We start from the raw sequence: 18405 nt of genomic DNA on the forward strand, positions 1-18405 counted from the left end.
TAAATATCTGCTCTGAATTATCAATTGCTTTTTTCTTCAAAAATTTTGCAGATTGTACTACTTTACGAGCGGTCATTAAATCATGACAAATTTGTCATTATACGCACCTTATAAATTTCCTTATTGACTTCAACTATTTCTTTCGTTAACCATTTATACCCCCTAATTTAAGCGCGTCCAATCATACAAATCGTATATTTTGTTACGGAATTAGAAAATAGATGAACAAAGTGTATCAGCATGATGCAATATTTACATCATGCAATATTTGCATAATTAAAGCAGTAAGGAACAAAAATTATGCATCCCTATTAAAGTCATCGTGAGAAACCCGGTAGTTGCAAAATACCGGGTTCCTTTATCCACCAATAATTTAGGAATGCTATAGAACTGATAAGTTTTTTCTATTACAAATTATTTTCCAATGCGAAATCTAAAATGTACTGTTCATTCGGCTGCATTATCGCGAGCAAATTTGTTATACAAAAAGTCCAGAGCGTAGTTTCTCAGTTCGTAGAATTTAGGATTTTCCATGATTCGGGTACGATTTCGGGGTCGAGCAAAGGGAATATCTAAAATTTCACCAATTCTCGCTGATGGACCGTTTGTCATCATTACCAGACGATCTGCCATAAATAAAGCTTCATCAATGTCATGAGTAATCATCAAAATAGTGACCCGATGGTCGCGCCAAATTTTCAGCAGTTCTTCTTGCAGTTCTTCCCTGGTAATAGCATCCAATGCACCAAAAGGTTCATCCAAAATCAAAACTTTAGGACGGATCGAGAGAGCACGAGCGATCGCCACCCTTTGTTTCATTCCGCCTGAGATTTGACCGGGTTTCTTTTGTGCAGCTTCTGAAAGTCCCACCATTGCCAAATGTTCTTTGACAATTGCTCTTTTTTCTGCATCAGTTTTTTTAGGATAAACTGAATCAACCGCTAGATAGACGTTATCAAAAACATTCAACCAAGGTAGAAGACAGTAATTTTGGAAAACCATCATCCGATCCGGTCCTGGTTCTGTAATGGGCTGATTTTGTAGTAACACGACTCCATCAGTAGGTTGATTAAAACCAGAAATCATATTCAGCAGTGTTGATTTACCACAACCAGAATGACCGATAATACAGATAAATTCCCCTTCATTGACAGTGAAGTCAATTCCATCTAATACAGTGTAAGGACCATTGGCGGTGGGGTAAATTTTAGTGACACCCTCAATAACCAGAAAAGGTTCTGGTTTTTGTGTTTTGAGTGTATGACTTTCAGTTTGAATTCTGTTTAGAGATTGCATATGGCTAATGGCTAATGGCTAATTGCTAATGGCTAATGGCTAATGGTGAGACCAGCCCTGTAGGCGGGTTTCCCGCCGTAGGGAACTGGCGAACCCGAAGGGCTAATTGCTAATGGCTAATGGCTAATGGCTAATGGCTAATGGCTAATGGCTAATGGCTAATGGCTGATGGATCGTGGCTGATGGTTAGTGGCTGATGACTGATTGCTAATGCAAGACTGACAACTAACTATTAGCTATTAGCCATTAGCTATTAGCTAAATAAACACTTCTTCAATACGCAGTTGTCGTTTGATGTCGAGACTGTCAAGATACTCTATTGGTTCTGAAGAGTTGAAAACCCTACCGTCAAATAGCTCGAGTGGAGTATCTCGACCGATATCGAGGAAACCAAGTTCGCGTGCTGCTATACCAAATACATCTGTACGACAAACTCTTTCAACAATCTGCACCCAATTTTTAGGAAATGGAATTAAGTTCCAACGCGCTAACTGGGTCATAATCCATAGCATCTCGCTGCGTTCGGGATAATTGCTTTTATTAAACTTGAATTGGTTGTAAGTTGTAAGTTGTTGGGGTTGTTGACCATCACCACGAATGTAAGGATCGATGAAACCAAGACGGGTATATGCAGGATCTGTACCCAAATATTCAGAACGACAAAGTAGTTTCAATATTTCTTCGCGGTTGCGGAAGTCGTCGCAATAATCGCATGCTTCTAGAAGAGCCTTGACAAGCGCTATATGTGTTTGTGGATGGTTGTTTGCCCAATCTTCCCTGACTCCCAAAACCTTTTCTGCATGTCCCGACCAGATTTCTAGATCGGTGGCTATGACATAGCCAAGACCTTCGCTCACAGCACAAGCATTCCAGGGTTCTCCAACACAGAAACCATCAATTGTTCCATTTTTTAGATTAGAAACCATTTCTAATGGTGGTACGATCGCTAAGCTAACATCTTTGTCTGGATCGATACCATCAGCCGCCAGCCAATAACGCAGGATTAGGTTCTGCATTGATACTGGATGCACGACTCCTAAAGTGTAAGCCCGGTCTAGGTTGGCGTTGAATGCAGTTTTTAAATCGGCTAGCGTTTTCACGCCTTGCTGGTAAAATTCTTTACTTAGAGTAATTGAGTTTCCATTGCGAGAGAGGGTGAGAGCAGTGACTACAGGAACTGGAGTTTTGCCACCAGCACCTAAAGTCAGCCCAAGTGGCATACCAGCAACCATTTGAGCCGCATCAAGCCTACCAGTACCTACACCCCTAGCAATTTCTGTCCAGTTGAATTCGCGATTGAGATGAACTTCTTCCAATCCGTATTTTTGGAAGAAGCCTTTTTCCTTTGCAACTATTAAGGGTGCAGCATCGGTTAAAGGAAGAAAACCTATTTCCAAATTAGTTTTTTCTAAACCATTGTAAGAAACAATTGCAGGTGCTTCAACTTTTCCTTGGCGCTTCTTAGCCAGTTTTTGTTGGTTGAGGAAGTAAATGATTTCGTTGCGGAGGTTGTAATATGTGGGGTGATTGACGACTTCAAGACGTTGGCGGGGACGAGGAATGGGTACTTCCAGAATTTGTCCGATATGTGCTTCAGGACCGTTAGTAAGCATGACAATGCGATCGCTCAACAAAAGCGCTTCATCCACATCGTGGGTTACCATCACACAGGTTAAATTGTGTTCGTTGCAAATTTTCATCAATTGTTCTTGCAAACTACCCCGTGTGAGAGCATCCAAAGCGCCAAAAGGTTCATCTAGCAGTAACAATTTAGGACGAATAGCCAAAGCCCTAGCGATAGAGACTCTTTGTTTCATCCCACCAGACAACTCGCTTGGACGTTTGTGTGCTGCATGGCGCAACCCCACCATATCGATATGATGTTCGACAATCGCTTTGCGATCGCCCTTAGGCTTGTCTTGATAAACTTCATCCACTGCGAGTGCAATGTTTTCCCGCACTGTTAGCCAAGGTAGCAGAGAGTAATTTTGGAACACAACCATGCGATCGGGACCCGGTTCTCGGACTTCTTTGCCTTCCAATATCACACCGCCAATACTAGCTCTATCTAAGCCGGCGATAATATTTAGTAAAGTTGATTTACCACACCCGGAATGTCCGATTAAGGAAATGAATTCGCCTTGCTGAATTTTCAGTTCAATATTTTTCAGGGCAATATATTGGTTACCATTTGGTAAATCGAATACACGTTCAACGTGGTCAATTTCTACAAAATTCATTGGTTAAATGTTAGTAGTTAGTAGGGTTACTAGTCCGCCGCATTCGTACATATTTAGTAGTTTTGATAACTATTTATTGCTAATTCTTTTGTTCTTCTGGAACAACTTTTCTAGCAACAAAAGCAACCAATTTATCTAGTATTAAACCGACTAAACCAACATAAATCAGTGCCAAGATAATCTCGCTGAGATTAGTTTCAGTTGTCGTGTTATATGCATCCCAAATAAATGAACCAATACCCACACCACCAACCAACATTTCTGCTGCTACAATTGCCAACCAGGACAAGCCAATACCAATTCTCAACCCAGTAAAGATATAGGGAACGGTTGCGGGAAACAAGATTTTGAAAAAATACTTACTCCCTCTTAATTTCAAGACTCTCGCAACATTCCTATAATCTTGAGGAAGTTGCTGAACTCCTACTGTAGTATTGATAAGAATAGGCCAAATTGAGGTGATAAAAATCACAAAAATTGCAGAAGGATTGGCTTGCTGAAAAGCAGCTAGAGAAATAGGCAACCAAGCTAAAGGTGGAACAGTTCGCAGGACTTGGAAAAGAGGATCGACAGCATTATAAAAAAATTGGTTAGATCCTATGAACATACCCAGAAAAATACCGAAAAAAGCTGATAGAGAAAATCCCAAGCCAACTCGTCCCAAACTATTAAGAAGTTGCCAGCCCAATCCTTTATCATTTCCTCCATTATCAAAGAATGGTTGAATAATAAAAGGGTCCCAAGTTTCTGAAAAAGTTTCTATTGGACCGGGTAAATTCGAGTTTAAGGTAGAACACAGTAATTGCCAAACAGCCAAAAAAAGTACAAGCGCTACGATTGGCGGAACAACTTTTTTAGATATCAATTGAGCGAGCTCTTTCTGAGCCTTTCTTTTCCGGGTACGATTCCCAAGGGTTGCAGTCATTATTTTTTATCTCCAAAATTTATTTTAATGCTAATGGCTAATAGCTAATAGCTAATTGCTAATTGCTAATTGCTAATTGCTATAGCAGTCCTAAATGATTTACAAACACATCTTGTCTCGCTTGTCTGGCTTGTCCCCCTTGTTTAGATCTCAAATTAGGATTGCTATATTAGTCATTAGCTCTTGGGGTATCTCCAAAGGAGATGGAGACCTCTCGTTGGTGGCGCGACATGTTAAGTGCTAAGCACATACCTTCGCAATGTCGCAGGCTATGACTGCAAGAGCAAGACGCCACTCACCAGAGCGCCGGAAACCTGTCACAGAACTGGTCTCACCATTAGCCATTAGCCATTAGCCATTAGCCATTAGCCCTTCGGGTTCGCCAGTCCCCTACGGCGGGAAACCCGCCTACAGGGCTGGTCTCACCATTAGCCATTAGCCATTAGCTATAAACTCTTAACCTTTAAACTTTGCAAATACTCTTCTGGCTTCTCTGGGTCAAATTTGACACCATCAAAGAAAGTTTCCACTCCACGAGAAGAGCTAGTGGGGATTTCTGAGTCAGGGACGCCCAAAGCTTTTGCTGCTTTCTTCCACAAATCTTCTTTATTCACTTGGTCTACAATTTCCTTAATTTTGGTCTCTTTTGGCAAATAGCCCCAGCGAATATTTTCTGTAAGGAACCATAGATCGTGGCTCTTGTATGGATAAGAGGCGTTATCTTTCCAGAACTTCATTCTCAGTGGAGAATCGCTGACTTTACGTCCATCACCGTAATCAATATTGCCTTTAGACCGCTCTAAAATATCTGCTACAGCGACGTTAAAATACTTGCGCCCAGAGCAAATTTTGCACATTTCTTCTTTATTTTCGGGTTTATCGCACCATTGCTGGGCTTCCATAATTGCCATTAACAGTGCTTGTGCTGCATTGGGATTTTTGTCAACCCAGTCTTTTCGCATGGCAAAAGCTTTTTCTGGATGGTTTTTCCACAACTCACCCGTGACAAGTGCTGTATAGCCTAATTTTTGGCTGACCAATTGGGCGTTCCAAGGTTCTCCTACACAGAATGCATCGACTGTTCCAACTTTCATGTTTGCCACCATTTGTGGTGGTGGTACTGGTTCGAGTACTAAATCCTGATTGGGTTCAAGACCACCTGCGGCTAACCAATAACGCATCCACAAATCGTGCGTTCCACCGGGGAAGGTCATCGCAACCTTCATAGATTTTTGCTCTGATTTGGCTTGACTAACAGCTTGTTTGAGGGCTTTACTCTCCAAACCAACCTTGAAATCTTTTAATTTGTTAGCAACAGAAATAGCCTGACCGTTAATATTTAATCGTGCCAAAAGATACATTGGCACTTTATCATTGATAGTGAGCAAATAGGGCATTGGGCTGAGAATATGTGCTCCATCAATACCATCACCAGCTGAGCCTATTTTTAAATTATCACGGGTTACAGGCCATGATTTTTGCTTGATGACTTCTACATCTGTCATGCCATATTTGGCAAAAAAGCCTTTCTCTTTGGCAATAATTAGAGGCGCTGCATCAGTCAAAGGAATAAATCCCAGCTTTGCCTTGGTTGTTTCTACTTTCGGTAAATTGGCTGCTGTAGTTACATTGGCAACAGTGTTTACCGCATTATTAGGAGCATCAGAGGTATCTGAAGTTACTTTATTAGAGGAACAACCGTGCGCCAAGATCGATCCAACTGTGGTCGCACTTGCAGTCAAAATAAATTGTCTTCTGGAAAACTTTGTCATTGTCTTTTTGAAAAGAGAGTTCAGAGATTAGGGGTTAGGGCTTAGAGACTAGTAGAACGATTAACTACTCATCTCTAAATGATGAGAACAAATTTTAAAGTTTTTACCCACGTCAAAGATCGCGAGCGCATTGCCTTAAAAAGAAGGGTCGATCGCAAACTTTTTTGAGAAAAGTTTAATATCTAGTACTTGACCGCATGAATTCTGATGGGCGGCTAGGTACCCGACTTCATGTGAGAAATCGGGTATTCAAATATCTACTGAATTGCAGATTGTGTAATTGCGTAACAGTCTATAAATTAAACTTGAAAAATCATTAAAATCGTATACTTAGTTACCAAATTTGTTATATTTTGCAAAAAAAGTATAAAATTAATGCGTTTTTTACATAACAGGAATTCAAAAGCCAGGTAAAACAATTAATTTAAACAAAGCACGTTTATATTGATAGAGTTTCCAATCCGCCCGATTTCCTATAAGAAATCGGGTTTTGTGATTCTCAATACAAATGATTAGAATGAATTTGTTAAGTGTGTTTGGAAAGTATGGCAATTGTGAAGAACATCCATCAACTCTTGTTACAAGCAGAGGAGGCGTATGAAGCAGCCAATTGGTCTTTACTAATTCAAAGTTTGCAACAGTTGACTCTGATAGAAAATTCAGAATATCCTAAAGAAGAGAAAAATCAAGAATATTTGTTGGAACTTGCACTTTCAGCCCTAGAAAGTGGGGATTTTCAGCAGCGTTGGGAAATTGCTAAAGTGTTTCCCCGCTTGGGAAAAATTGTTCTTCCCGAACTCATTGCTATTTTAGAAGATGAAGGCGCGGAGGAAGAATTGCGCTGGTATGCAGCAAGAATTTTAGGTGATTTGAAAAGCCGGGATGCGATCGCGCCTTTGATGCACTTGCTGAAAAGGAGTGAAAATGAGGAAATAAAGGAAGTCGCAGCGACAGCTCTGGGACAAATGGGTACGATTGCGATCGCTACCCTAACAGAATTTTTATTGCAAGAGGACATTGGCGAGCACAGTCGTTACAACAATTCCATTCATAGTGAAGAAACGCGTCTTTTAGCGGTGAAAGCACTTGCTTGTATTCGACACAGGGAAATTATCACACCTTTGTTAGGTGTAGCACGAGATCCACAGATGACAATACGAGTAGCAGCAATTGAAGCGCTTAGCAGCTTTCACGATCCTCGCGTCCCTCCAGTGCTTTTAAATGCTTTGGATGATATAGCCGCCCCAGTGAGAAAAGAGGCTGTGCTGGGTTTGGGTTTTCTTCGCGATTTGCTTTCAGAATTGGACTTGGTAGCTAAACTCCAACAAAAGCTTTACGATTTTGACTTAGACGTGTGTTGTGCGGCGGCGATCGCTCTTTCTAAAATAGGGAGTGACACTGCAACACAGCCCTTATTTCAGGTATTAGTCTCGCCTCATACACCAACCCGGTTGCAATTAGAAGCCATCCGAGCTTTAAGTTGGATCGGAACACTATCAGGTATAGAGTATTTGCAGCAAGCATTCTATCAGTTAGAAGTACCAACTGTGTGGCAAGAAATCGTTACTGTTTTGGGGAGAGTCAGCCATTTAGTACTTCAGAATAAAGCCACAGAAGTTTTACTAGAGATTGTTCAAAAAAACCATCCATCACTTGAAATTTCGAGTATTAAAAGTGCGATCGCCTTATCTTTAGGTCAATTAGGGAACAAGCAAGCAGTCAGCACGTTAACACAGATGGCAGTAGATCGAGACGTACAAGTAAGATTGCATGCAGTTGCTGCACTGAAAAATTTATCTCCCGAGCGTTATGGAGAAGGTAAGGGATAATACTAAGCTGTGCTGCCTTTAATTTTCTCATATTGACCGAGAGAGAGATTGGGGGAGGGTTTGACTCATTTTTATCAACTCAGAATGTTGCAAATTATATACACGATAGCTTAAGTGTCGCGTGTAAATGAGAGGCTTCCTGCGAAATTACCCAAAAATTCCTTGTTAAAGAATTCTTGTAACACAGTCTACCAATTTGTACCGGAAAGTACGTTAATTTAATGAGAGCCATAAGTGTAATTCAGGCTACATAAAAATGCGACTAGAGCAGTTGCAAGCCTTTTTGGCAATCGCAGAAACTGGCAGTTTCCAAGCAGCAGCACGAAAATGTGGTGTGACCCAATCGACAATCAGCCGTCAAATCCAGGCGCTTGAAGAAGATGTGGGATTGGAACTGTTCCACAGAACAAGTCAAGCAAAGTTGACACTCGCAGGTGAGTGCTTACTTCCCCGCGCTCGTAAAATTTGTCAGGAGTGGCAAAGTGCTACACAAGAGATAGGTGATTTGCTGGCTGGAAAACAGCCAGAACTTTGTATTGCAGCAATTCACTCCTTGTGTGCCTATTACCTACCACCAGTTTTGCAAAAATTCTGTCATGATTATCCAGAAGTGCAATTGCGGGTAACCTCGCTAGGTAGTGACCGAGCATTAAAAGTCCTGAAAGATGGATTGGTGGATTTAGCAATTGTAATGAACAATCGCTTTTTGACCGCCGGGAAAGAAATGGTGGTTGAAGTCCTTTATGATGAACCCATAGAAGTTTTAACAGCAACAAATCATCCCCTAGCACAATATGACAGCATACCCTGGTCGGAACTAGTTCGTTACCCGCAAGTCGTCTTTAAGGACGGTTATGGGATGCAACGTTTAGTACAAGATCGATTTGAGCGATTGGATGCTCGGCTACAAGCAGCTTTAGAAGTCAACACCCTCGATGCTTTTAGAGGAGTGGTGCGTCAAGGAGAACTTGTCGCTTTGCTTCCTTATTCAGCACTTGTAGAAGCTCGCAACGATCCAACTCTTGCTGTGCGGGCTCTAGCCTCTAATACCAATAGTTCTGCATCTGATGGTTCTAGTTTAACTCGCCAGGTGGTGATGGTAACAACTCACGATCGCCTGCAAATACCGCCAATCAAGCATTTTTGGCAATTAGTTAAAGAAAACATTCCGCCACAAGCAGAATCTGTCTTGCGTTCTGCTTCTTAAGTGTGAGTGGTTAGTTGTTAGTAGATAGTGGTTAGTAGATAGTAGTTAGTGGCATAACTAACTACTAACAACAAACAACAACAACCAACAACTAACAACCAACGACTAACTACTAACCCTCTTGACACATGAGTATAGTATTCAGGGAATTACTAAAAAAGGTAGGCAGTGGCGAACACACTTCTGAGAGTTTAACTCGTGCTGAAGCAGCCACAGCAACTAGGATGATGCTACTAGGAGAAGCAACTCCAGCCCAAATAGGAGCGTTCCTGATTGCTCACCGGATTAAACGTCCTACAGCAGAAGAGATAGCGGGTATGTTGGATACATACCATGAATTGGGACCAAAATTACAACCCATTAGCAGCGAACGCAAAGCGATTGTTTTGGGCATACCTTATGATGGTAGAACTCGCACTGCTCCTATTAGCCCTGTAACAGCTTTGCTGCTAGCAGTATCCGGACAGCCCGTAGTCATGCATGGCGGGAATCGCAAACCTACTAAGTATGGGTTACCGTTAATAGATATTTGGCAAGGATTGGGTGTCGATTGGACTGGGTTGTCATTAGAAAAAACCCAATACGTCTTTGAGCAAACGGGAATAGGATTTATTTATACTCCCCTGCATTTTCCCTTAACTGAACGTCTTTGGGAGTATCGCGATCAGCTGGGTAAGCGTCCGCCATTTGCAACAATGGAATTGATTTGGTGTCCTTATGCGGGGGATGCTCACATTATCACCGGATTCGTTCACCCACCTACAGAAGGTTTATTCCAAACGGCACTGGCACTACAAGGTGTCTCTTATTTTACAACAGTCAAGGGTTTGGAAGGGAGTTGTGACTTACCACGCGATCGCACAGCAATTATTGGTTTGGGAGGAGCAACACCCACCGAAGCGGGTATAGCACCCATAGAACGATTGCATCTAGCCGCTCGCGATTTTGGCTTTGCTACAAAAAATGTACCTTTAGGTTCTTTGGAAGAACTGATTGCGAGTATAAAGGGAGTCTTGGATGGACAATCTTCAGAACTTACGGACACGGCTTTATGGAACGGGGGATTTTACCTCTGGCGTGCTGGAATTTGTTCGGATATGCAAGACGGTATAGCCAAGGCCAAAAAATTAATTACGAATGGTACAGTTGCTGAAAAACTGCAAGAACTTTTAACAGTGACGGCTCACTGTTAAAACCAAGCCCTCACGGGCTAATACTGCTTTGGGAAAGACAGATTGAACCTCAGTTTGCACCTCATCAAGAAAATCATCACAGTCATCTGGATGATGGTGAGAAATAGCCAGCAATTTAGCATCGAGATGTTGAGCTAAATCAACTGATGTCTTCCAGTAAATTTCTGCGTGCTGGTGAATTCGTATAGATGGGGGGGTGTAGGTTGCATTGGCAATCAATAAATCTACACCTTTCGTTAGTTGTGCAATGTGTTCCTTATCTGTATCGCTTAAGCTTTGAGGTAAATCTGTAATGTAAGCAACACTGTACTCTTGCCAAGTGACTCGGTAGCCTACTGATTTTTGGTGGCGGTTGATCAATGCCGTTGCGATCGTAATATCATCTACCTTAAAGACCTTACCTGGGGCAAAATTATGAAAGTGCAGGTCTGATTGCATAATTTGTAATGGGTAGGGAAAGTGCGGTTGGAGCATTTGATCGCAAAGGCATTGTTTGATAGACGCTCCATTCAACGCTGCTGTCCCATAAATATGGAAACAATTTTCTGCAAGAAATGCAGGCGCAAAAAAGGGAAATCCCTGAATGCGGTTTGATTGGGAGTTGGTGAAGAATAAGTGAGCTTCTATCTTCTCTGAAAGCCAACTTCTCCCGAGCAAACGCAAACCAGTACCCCCATCAAAAATTAAGTGTTTTTTTCCAACCTGCATCTCTACACAAGCAGTATTACCACCATATCGACTGGTGTTGTTACCTGGGCTGGGAATCAAACCCCGCACGCCCCAAAATTGCACTAAAAAATCCGATGCTGGTTTTTCAACTTCAGTGAGTTGCTCTTGAGTTGAGTAGTTTTGGAAAGGCGACAGTTCAGAGTTTGGCATGTTTGTCAAAATTAAGTCCTACTGAGCAGATCGTCATAACGCCGCACTTCCATTAGTCGGTTGTTTTCATCCACAAGGACTACGGTGGGAGAGTGATTTTTTAACTCTTCCAAACTGAACTGCCCGTAAGACATTATAATCAAGCGATCGCCCATAATGCCTAGACGTGCTGCTGCTCCATTCAACTCAATTGCCCCTGAATTGGCTGGTGCTGGAATCGCATAAGTCGTAAAACGCTCGCCGTTGTTAATGTTCACTATATGCACGTACTCGTATGGTAAGATACCAGCTTTATCCATGAGAAGGCTATCGATACTAATACTTCCCACATAGTTAATGTTTGCTGCTGTGAGAGTGCAATTGTGAATTTTTGCTAAGAGGAGCGTGCGCTGCATTGCAAAACAGTTATGAGGTATCAGTTATAACTCTAGATTATAACCTAGGGATTGGGGATTGGGGGTTGGAGATTGGGAATGAGCTAACCCCCAACCTCCAACCCCTACTGAGCTTAAGACTCTGAATCCCGAGCTTTTTCGCTACCTGCTTTGACACACTTTTCTACCAATGGCGAGACTGTATCAACATCTTGCCATCCGAGGATTTCTGTAACCTTTTTTTCCAAATTTTTGTAAGTGCGGAAAAACTCTTCTATTTCAGCCAGTCTGTGTGGCGCAATGTCTTTTAAGGATTTGACATGAGCGTATCGGGGGTCTTTATCGGGAACGCAAAGAATTTTTTCATCGCGATCGCCACCATCTATCATCTCTAACATACCAATTGGTCTTGCGGCTATCAAACATCCTGGAAAAGTTGGCTCATCCATGATGACAATGCCATCAAGCGGATCGCCATCATCAGCTAGAGTGTTAGGTACAAAACCATAGTCATAGGGGTACCTTACCGACGAATAAAGAACTCTGTCCAGAGCAAAAGCCTGTAGGTCCTTATCATATTCGTATTTGTTTTTGCTTCCGCCTGCAATTTCAATTAAAACGTTGAGCAGACCTGGTTTGGGCTGAGCTGGAATCCGAGATAAGTCCACGACAACACTCCGTTTGCTTACTGTAAACTGTGAGAGCTATATGCATAGCTCCCAGTGTAAGATTCTATCCCTAGTCGGTCACAAGAAGAAAGGCGCAGGACCGAGGTCATAGGTTAGGAGGAATTGCACCACTCATCACTAACTAGTAACCACTACCTTTCCACTCTTATCATTACGGGTTGGGAGTAAGTCTGAATGTTGTTTGAAGAATAGTGAGCGATAATAAATAGAGGTAATGTCAAAGTCATTAAACCAATCCCGGTTCCCACTATATCTGCCAATCGATGGGAATATGTGTCGCTTTGGTTGACAGATTGAGAATTTGAATTCATAAAAGTTGAGGCTAGATACACCACTTGTAGTTTCCCTCTTATCTAGAGAGGTTTACTGTTATTTTAGCTATTTTTTTACATCAATCTCTGTACTAATAAAGAATATCAATGATGTTTCAAAATAGGCAGATACATTTTTTTGATACAGAAAATACTTGATGAGCAGCTAAAAACTAACATTTTCTTTTTGACCTTGTATTTAATAGCGCTAAGCAATAACGCGTTTTTATTGTAATCTTTGCTCTACGGGACGTCCAGTTCTTTAGCATTATAATTTACAACTTTTAATCCGACCTGTACTGGTATCGCGCCCGAGTCGAGCTATTTTGTGTTTAGCGATCGCAACTCAAACCTTTATTTATAAGTGTTTTCGCTTTTCTTCTCGGTTGTTTTTTGCCCGATCGGATTTCAAATGCTAGCTCATCTATTTGTATCTTTTAGTTTTTAAGTAAAAATGCTTATTATTATTTGGACACTTAAGACTCCCAGTCAGACTGGTAGGAACAATATAAGTTTTTTAACAATAAATGAATACCGAATAATTACAGAGAAAATAGAAGTATTGAGATTTTTTATCAGTAATTCCACTCATAAAAAATTTTTCAGGTTAAGTGAGAAAATCTAATGAATATGTCTTCTTACATAGTCCTTAAGGAAATGTAATAGATTAAACAAATCAACGACGGTTCCCTTCCCGTCAGAAGATTACCTATGCGCTTAGGTTGGCATTTTAGATCCCAAAGGGAGTAACATATCTTCTCCTCCCCGTGTTGCAATACGGGGAGGAGAAGACTTTATTCCCCCTAGCCCCCGAGCGATTGGGGGAATCTTCAAAGATTAGATATTGTTAACCGAACCGTATTGTTCCGTGTTGATTTAAGGGAAATAAGCATGGAAAAAAACCGCCACTAGATTAGGGCGGTCTGGTTAAGCAATCGGAGGGTACTTTCAGCTTACTCTGCCAATTTTTGAATTGTTGTAACAGAGTTTGCACTTATTATGGGCATAAGGCATGGGGTCATGCCTTATAAGCGCTCATGGGTTCTTTGATAAATTTAATGTAAAGATGTTTGAAGGTAGACTTGATAACGCGAGGCATACCAAAGTCAATGGGTACGAACTTATCGGGTAAACGCCAATCCTCTATCTTTAACAAACCGGGATGCAGATTGGGAAAGTACATCTCATCAAGTGTACCAACTAACCCCAACCGCTTGGACGCAGCAATAGTTGGTACTTGTTCTGGTTGAACGTTCAAAATTTCCACTATTGCTCTATCTAAAGCAAAAATATCTGATGATGCTCCTAAAATTCCCAACGCACGAGGTTCTCCTCCACTCGGACCGTTGCCTTCATGACCGATAATGCCGTCTACAATGGTTAAGTCGGGATTGATAACCCTAGCTGTTTCCACCAACATTTCAGCAAATCGGTTTGCATCTTTTCCTGCTTCCATATGCCACCAGGCTTTCATTTTACCCGGAACGCAGCCAAACAAGTTTTTGACTCCTAAGGTAAGTACCAACTGAACGTGTGACTTTACCTTGGGTAAGTTGATCGTAACATCTGCTTCCATTGCTTCTTTAGACAGCAGCAGGTGGTTAAACTCTTCGCTGACTGTTTGATAGCGATGTCCGTGAAATTCAACTACTGGCAATTTGAGTTCTTCTAAAACTGGCAGATATCCGCTTGCTACTGCTACTCCTCTAGCACTACCAAAAGCAGGGCTATCACCTAAAAAGGGTTTGCCACCAGCTTCTATCACCATTTGGGCTACGGCATAAACCAGTTCGGGACGAGTGGTACACTCTTTCCCAGGACGTGCGCCTGTCAGCAAGTTGGGTTTGAGTAAGACTCGGTTCCCCGGTTTCACAAACGCCGTTATTCCTCCCAAGGGTTCTAGCAGTGTTTCCAATGACTCTCGGAGCGTGTTGCGTTCGTATGAAGTGGCGCGAATTAAGCTAACGGATGGTGTTTGAGTTGGCATGGTTAGATAAAGAACAACAAGGAAAAAGTAAAGAAGGAAGACAACATAACTTTAATCTTCCTCCTTTCCTCATTATTCCGACTTGCCGTCCTGTATAGTTAGAGGCACAATCGCACTCATTTGTTCCAGGTTTAAAACTTTAGCTAATTCTTCTTCACTCATTAACCCCCGTTCTAAAACTATCTGGCGTAAAGACTGTCCTGTTTCTAAGGATTCTTTAGCCACAGCCGCCGCATTTAGGTAACCTATGTGGGTATTGAGTGCTGTGACTAAGGCTAAACTCCCTTCAGCATATGCCAAACAACGTTCTTGATAGGCGGTAATTCCTTTGATACAACGTTCGGTTAAAGCAGCAATGGTGTTGCCAAGAATTTCTATGCTGTGAATGAGGTTATAGGCGATAAGGGGCATCATAACGTTCAGTTCTAGTTGTCCTGCTTGTGCAGCTAGAGCGATCGCATGATCGTAACCCATGACCTGAAAGCAGACCATTGATGTCATTTCTGCCATGACAGGGTTGTACTTACCTGGCATGATTGAGGAACCTGGTTGAACTGGTGGTAACTGAATTTCTTTTAAACCAGTTTTTGGTCCGGAGTCCATCAACCGGAGGTCATGAGATATTTTGACTAAATCTTGAGCTAAATTGCGTAAAGCACCAGAAACATTGACAAATGGTGCCATACTTTGCATTGCTGCCATTAAGTGCGGTGCTGGTTCTAAGGGAAAGTTAATGATTTCCGCAATCGCTTGAACAACAGATGCTCGATATTGAGGGTGAGTATTTAACCCCGTACCTGCTGCACTGCCTCCCAAACCCAGTATCATTAAGTCTGAAGACGCTGTATATATTCGATTTTGATGTTCTGTAAGGATGTGCGCCCATGCACGGAAGTTTTCTCCCAAGCGCACGGGTACAGCATCTTGCATGTGGGTTCTGCCAGATCTGACAACGTTTTGGAATTCTTGGGCTTTTTCTTCAAGTGCTGCGATGGCGTTTTCTAATGCTGGGTGTAGTGTTTTTGACAATGCCAGCAAGCCACCAATCCGAATTGCCGTGGGAATCACATCATTGGTAGATTGCCCGTAATTTACATGATCGTTTGGGCTAACACGTTTGTAATTGCCCTTTTGTTCTCCAAGAATTTCTAGCGCTCGATTCGCTAAAACTTCGTTAACATTCATGTGATGGGAAGTCCCCGCACCTGCTTGGTAGACATCTACCACAAATTGGTCGCGCAATTTCCCTGCTAACACTTCATCTGCAGCTTGTACGATCGCCTGACCGATCTCTTGGGGAATACACCCTAGTTTGCCGTTGACAATAGCTGTCGCTTTTTTGATGATAATACACGCATCTACGTAAGTGGGTAAAGGCTTAATGCCACTTATAGGGAAGTTTTCTGTTGCCCGCAGTGTTTGAATACCGTAGTACGCGCTACATGGTATGGAGCGATCGCCCATTGAATCGCGTTCTATTCTTACATCTAAATCCATTGGTTGAGTCATAATGAAGTATCTGTGGCAAGATATTCAGTAGTCACATTCCAAATTTCCAATTTGCCTAAGAAAATTCGGGAACTGAAAGCAATGCTCTTGAAAACCGGATTTACCTACTGACCCGGTAAAGGCACTCATACTGTGTGGAGTCATCCAAACCTACCTTACAGTCTCACTCTTTCTGGTAAAGATGGAGATAATGCAGGGCGATATCAAGAAAAAGATGTGAGAAACGCACTGAGAGATTTGCAAGGGTTGGAGGAACCAGAGAACGAGGGAGAGTAAAAAAATGAAACTTCATTACAGCATTATTATTCAATGGTCAACAGAGGATTGTAAATACATTGTCAGCTTACCAGAGTTCGGTCCCTACGCACACACTCACGGCAATACCTATGCTGAAGCACTCAAAAATGGTGAAGAAGTTCTAGAACTTTTGATAGAAGAATACCAAGCACAAGGAAAAGCACTACCAGAACCATTGACTGCAAACACTGCTTTTCAGTTTGCTTGACATTTTAATCTTGAATATAGATCGAATTAAGATCTAAAATTTTATGACTTTACCAAACTGGATTACCTTCTCTCGCTTAATAGGGATACCATTTCTGCTGTATCTTTTGTACAGCCCAGAACCTAAATTGCAATGGATTTGTGTCGCAATTTTTCTGGTTGCTTCTCTAACAGATTGGTTGGATGGTTATTTAGCCCGAAAACTCAATCAAATTAGCGATTTGGGTAAGTTTCTCGATCCGTTGGTAGATAAGTTTTTGGTACTCGCACCTTTACTCGTGTTGATTGAGCTAGGAAGAGTTCCTGCTTGGGGTGTGTTTCTTATCTTGGCACGAGAGTTGGCGATCGCTGGTTGGCGCGTGAGTCAACCCAAAGTCACGGGAGCCAATATTTGGGGAAAACTCAAAACTGTCAGTCAAATTATAGCGATCGCACTTTTAATTGCTCCTTTACCTGAATGGCGTTTGATTGCTCTTGTCGCTTTTTGGATTTCCGTTACTCTGACGTTAATTTCTGGGATTATTTATCTTTTACCGACAAATAATAGTGACACGACAGACAGCCAGAAAACTGAGATTGAGAAAAATTGAGGTGTTTCTAACGGGAATATTACTTTTGACTGAGACAAGCGTCTTAAGAATGGAACATACTTTAAGTTATTCCTCCGCAGGCACGGAGTTCTTTCTTCTTCAAAATCGGGTGTATTCTCTGCTCAAACTTTGTCTGACCTTGTGTTCACTCGGGTGTATCTACCATTTTCATTAAATCGAAGATTGAAAATGATAGGAAGGCAACCCAACAATATCGGTTTGAACTTCAAACAAGTCACCAGAAGAAACACTCTTGTCGATTTCTGCTTGGCTGAGCCCGACGGAGGCAGTCGTGATGTAAAGTAATTTCAAATCCTCGCCAGCGAAGGTGCAGTTGGTTGGAGACTTGACAGGTAATCTTATCCGCAAAACTTCTTTCCCTGTAGAATCAAAGCGAATCACACATCCTCCTTCCCACATTGCCGACCAAATATTCCCTTCACTATCTACGGTCAATCCATCGGGAAAAAATGACTCGTGAGTTAGATCGACAAATATACGACGGTTGCTTATTTTACCAGATTGTGAATCGAAGTCGTAGGCAAAGATTTTTTGTTGGTCGGAATCTGTCAGGTAAAAGGTTTTTCCGTTGGAACTCCAGCCCATACCGTTAGTCACTGTCAATCCTGTTTCCATTAAATGCAGCGAGTTGTCGGGATCGTAGCGATATAGAGAAGCTTGAGATTTTTCCTGGCTCATGGAACCAAACCAAAAGCGACCTTGAGGATCGCATTTGCCATCATTAAAGCGGTTATTTGGCTTATCTGCCTCAACCTGAATGATGGGTGTGATGTCTCCTGTTTGAGTGTTAAGAAATGCTAAGCGATCGCGTTGGGCCATAATTAACCGATTTGCACCCGCAAGGCCAATACAACCAACAACATCTCCCACATCAAAAAAGGAGTTGTGTCCGGTGGCTCGGTTGAATTGATGGACTCGGTAGTTATAAATATCGACCCAGTAAAGTAGCTTTTGGGTTGCATCCCAAACAGGGCTTTCTCCCAAACGGGCGCGGGAGGCTAAAACGTTATTGAGTTGGTATTGAGGTTTATTCATAATTGCTAGGAAAAGCATCTCACGCAAAGACGCAAAATGACTCC

At 42.0% G+C, this 18405-nt stretch carries 17 protein-coding genes; 6 read left to right on the forward strand and 11 right to left on the reverse strand.

All coding sequences use genetic code 11. From position 1 onward, the window contains the following. Positions 1-447 precede the first annotated feature (447 nt). From AB0756_RS36945 to AB0756_RS36960, 4 genes are all read right to left on the reverse strand, one after another. On the reverse strand, positions 448-1296 hold the full coding sequence (locus tag AB0756_RS36945; RefSeq protein WP_038087528.1) for a nitrate ABC transporter ATP-binding protein: 849 nt from the start codon (positions 1294-1296) through the stop codon (positions 448-450). 257 nt (positions 1297-1553) lie between these two features. Then, a complete protein-coding gene (locus tag AB0756_RS36950; RefSeq protein WP_038081182.1) occupies positions 1554-3536 on the reverse strand; it encodes a nitrate ABC transporter ATP-binding protein in 1983 nt (660 codons plus the stop codon). 79 nt (positions 3537-3615) lie between these two features. Next, positions 3616-4461, reverse strand: coding sequence for a nitrate ABC transporter permease (gene ntrB / locus AB0756_RS36955; protein WP_038081183.1), 846 nt, complete (start codon positions 4459-4461; stop codon positions 3616-3618). A gap of 446 nt (positions 4462-4907) precedes the next feature. Further along, entirely contained in the window at positions 4908-6233 is a 1326-nt protein-coding gene (locus AB0756_RS36960; protein WP_038078558.1) for a CmpA/NrtA family ABC transporter substrate-binding protein, read from the reverse strand. A 545-nt stretch (positions 6234-6778) separates the two neighbouring features. On the opposite strand from AB0756_RS36960, the gene AB0756_RS36965 reads away from it, so the two are divergent. The 3 genes from AB0756_RS36965 (at position 6779) to AB0756_RS36975 (ending at position 10462) form a co-directional block, all read left to right on the forward strand. Continuing rightward, the gene (locus AB0756_RS36965; RefSeq protein WP_038078561.1) at positions 6779-8062 is read left to right on the forward strand and encodes a HEAT repeat domain-containing protein; all 1284 of its coding nucleotides are present in this window, start codon (positions 6779-6781) and stop codon (positions 8060-8062) included. Between the two features lie 256 nt (positions 8063-8318). Continuing rightward, complete coding sequence (locus AB0756_RS36970) at positions 8319-9269, forward strand: LysR family transcriptional regulator (RefSeq protein ID WP_038078564.1); 951 nt, start codon at positions 8319-8321, stop codon at positions 9267-9269. A 128-nt stretch (positions 9270-9397) separates the two neighbouring features. Beyond that, complete coding sequence (locus AB0756_RS36975; RefSeq protein WP_038078566.1) at positions 9398-10462, forward strand: anthranilate phosphoribosyltransferase family protein; 1065 nt, start codon at positions 9398-9400, stop codon at positions 10460-10462. Here AB0756_RS36975 and AB0756_RS36980 read toward each other — a convergent pair. The 6 genes from AB0756_RS36980 to AB0756_RS37005 all read right to left on the reverse strand — a co-directional run bounded on the left by AB0756_RS36980 (position 10439) and on the right by AB0756_RS37005 (position 16211). Further along, positions 10439-11341: an MBL fold metallo-hydrolase gene (locus AB0756_RS36980; RefSeq protein WP_050045617.1), complete on the reverse strand. Its 903-nt coding sequence runs from the start codon at positions 11339-11341 to the stop codon at positions 10439-10441. The genes AB0756_RS36975 and AB0756_RS36980 overlap by 24 nt on opposite strands. 11 nt (positions 11342-11352) lie before the next feature. Continuing rightward, positions 11353-11736: an aspartate 1-decarboxylase gene (gene panD, locus AB0756_RS36985; protein ID WP_038078569.1), complete on the reverse strand. Its 384-nt coding sequence runs from the start codon at positions 11734-11736 to the stop codon at positions 11353-11355. A 113-nt stretch (positions 11737-11849) separates the two neighbouring features. Continuing rightward, entirely contained in the window at positions 11850-12383 is a 534-nt protein-coding gene (locus AB0756_RS36990; RefSeq protein WP_038078572.1) for an inorganic diphosphatase, read from the reverse strand. Between the two features lie 152 nt (positions 12384-12535). Then, the gene (locus tag AB0756_RS36995) at positions 12536-12715 is read right to left on the reverse strand and encodes a hypothetical protein (RefSeq protein WP_072040733.1); all 180 of its coding nucleotides are present in this window, start codon (positions 12713-12715) and stop codon (positions 12536-12538) included. 1018 nt (positions 12716-13733) lie between these two features. Beyond that, positions 13734-14702, reverse strand: coding sequence for a DUF362 domain-containing protein (locus tag AB0756_RS37000; protein WP_038078575.1), 969 nt, complete (start codon positions 14700-14702; stop codon positions 13734-13736). 72 nt (positions 14703-14774) lie between these two features. Further along, the gene (locus AB0756_RS37005) at positions 14775-16211 is read right to left on the reverse strand and encodes an aspartate ammonia-lyase (RefSeq protein WP_038078578.1); all 1437 of its coding nucleotides are present in this window, start codon (positions 16209-16211) and stop codon (positions 14775-14777) included. Between the two features lie 132 nt (positions 16212-16343). On the opposite strand from AB0756_RS37005, the gene AB0756_RS37010 reads away from it, so the two are divergent. The 3 genes from AB0756_RS37010 to pgsA are packed head-to-tail and all read left to right on the forward strand — an operon-like array spanning position 16344 to position 17305. Next, positions 16344-16487, forward strand: coding sequence for a hypothetical protein (locus tag AB0756_RS37010; protein WP_336604377.1), 144 nt, complete (start codon positions 16344-16346; stop codon positions 16485-16487). Positions 16488-16491: 4 nt separating this feature from the next. Then, positions 16492-16716 (forward strand): type II toxin-antitoxin system HicB family antitoxin, encoded by a 225-nt coding sequence (locus AB0756_RS37015; RefSeq protein ID WP_038078581.1) that lies wholly within the window; start codon positions 16492-16494, stop codon positions 16714-16716. Positions 16717-16759: 43 nt separating this feature from the next. Next, positions 16760-17305, forward strand: a complete 546-nt coding sequence (gene pgsA, locus AB0756_RS37020) for a CDP-diacylglycerol--glycerol-3-phosphate 3-phosphatidyltransferase (RefSeq protein WP_038078584.1) — start codon at positions 16760-16762, stop codon at positions 17303-17305. Between the two features lie 171 nt (positions 17306-17476). Here the strand turns inward: pgsA and AB0756_RS37025 are convergent, their stop codons facing one another. After that, on the reverse strand, positions 17477-18361 hold the full coding sequence (locus AB0756_RS37025) for an SMP-30/gluconolactonase/LRE family protein (RefSeq protein ID WP_038078623.1): 885 nt from the start codon (positions 18359-18361) through the stop codon (positions 17477-17479). Positions 18362-18405 lie beyond the last annotated feature (44 nt).

This window comes from Tolypothrix campylonemoides VB511288_2, from assembly GCF_045999855.1.
Lineage (GTDB): Bacteria > Cyanobacteriota > Cyanobacteriia > Cyanobacteriales > Nostocaceae > Scytonema > Scytonema bouteillei_A.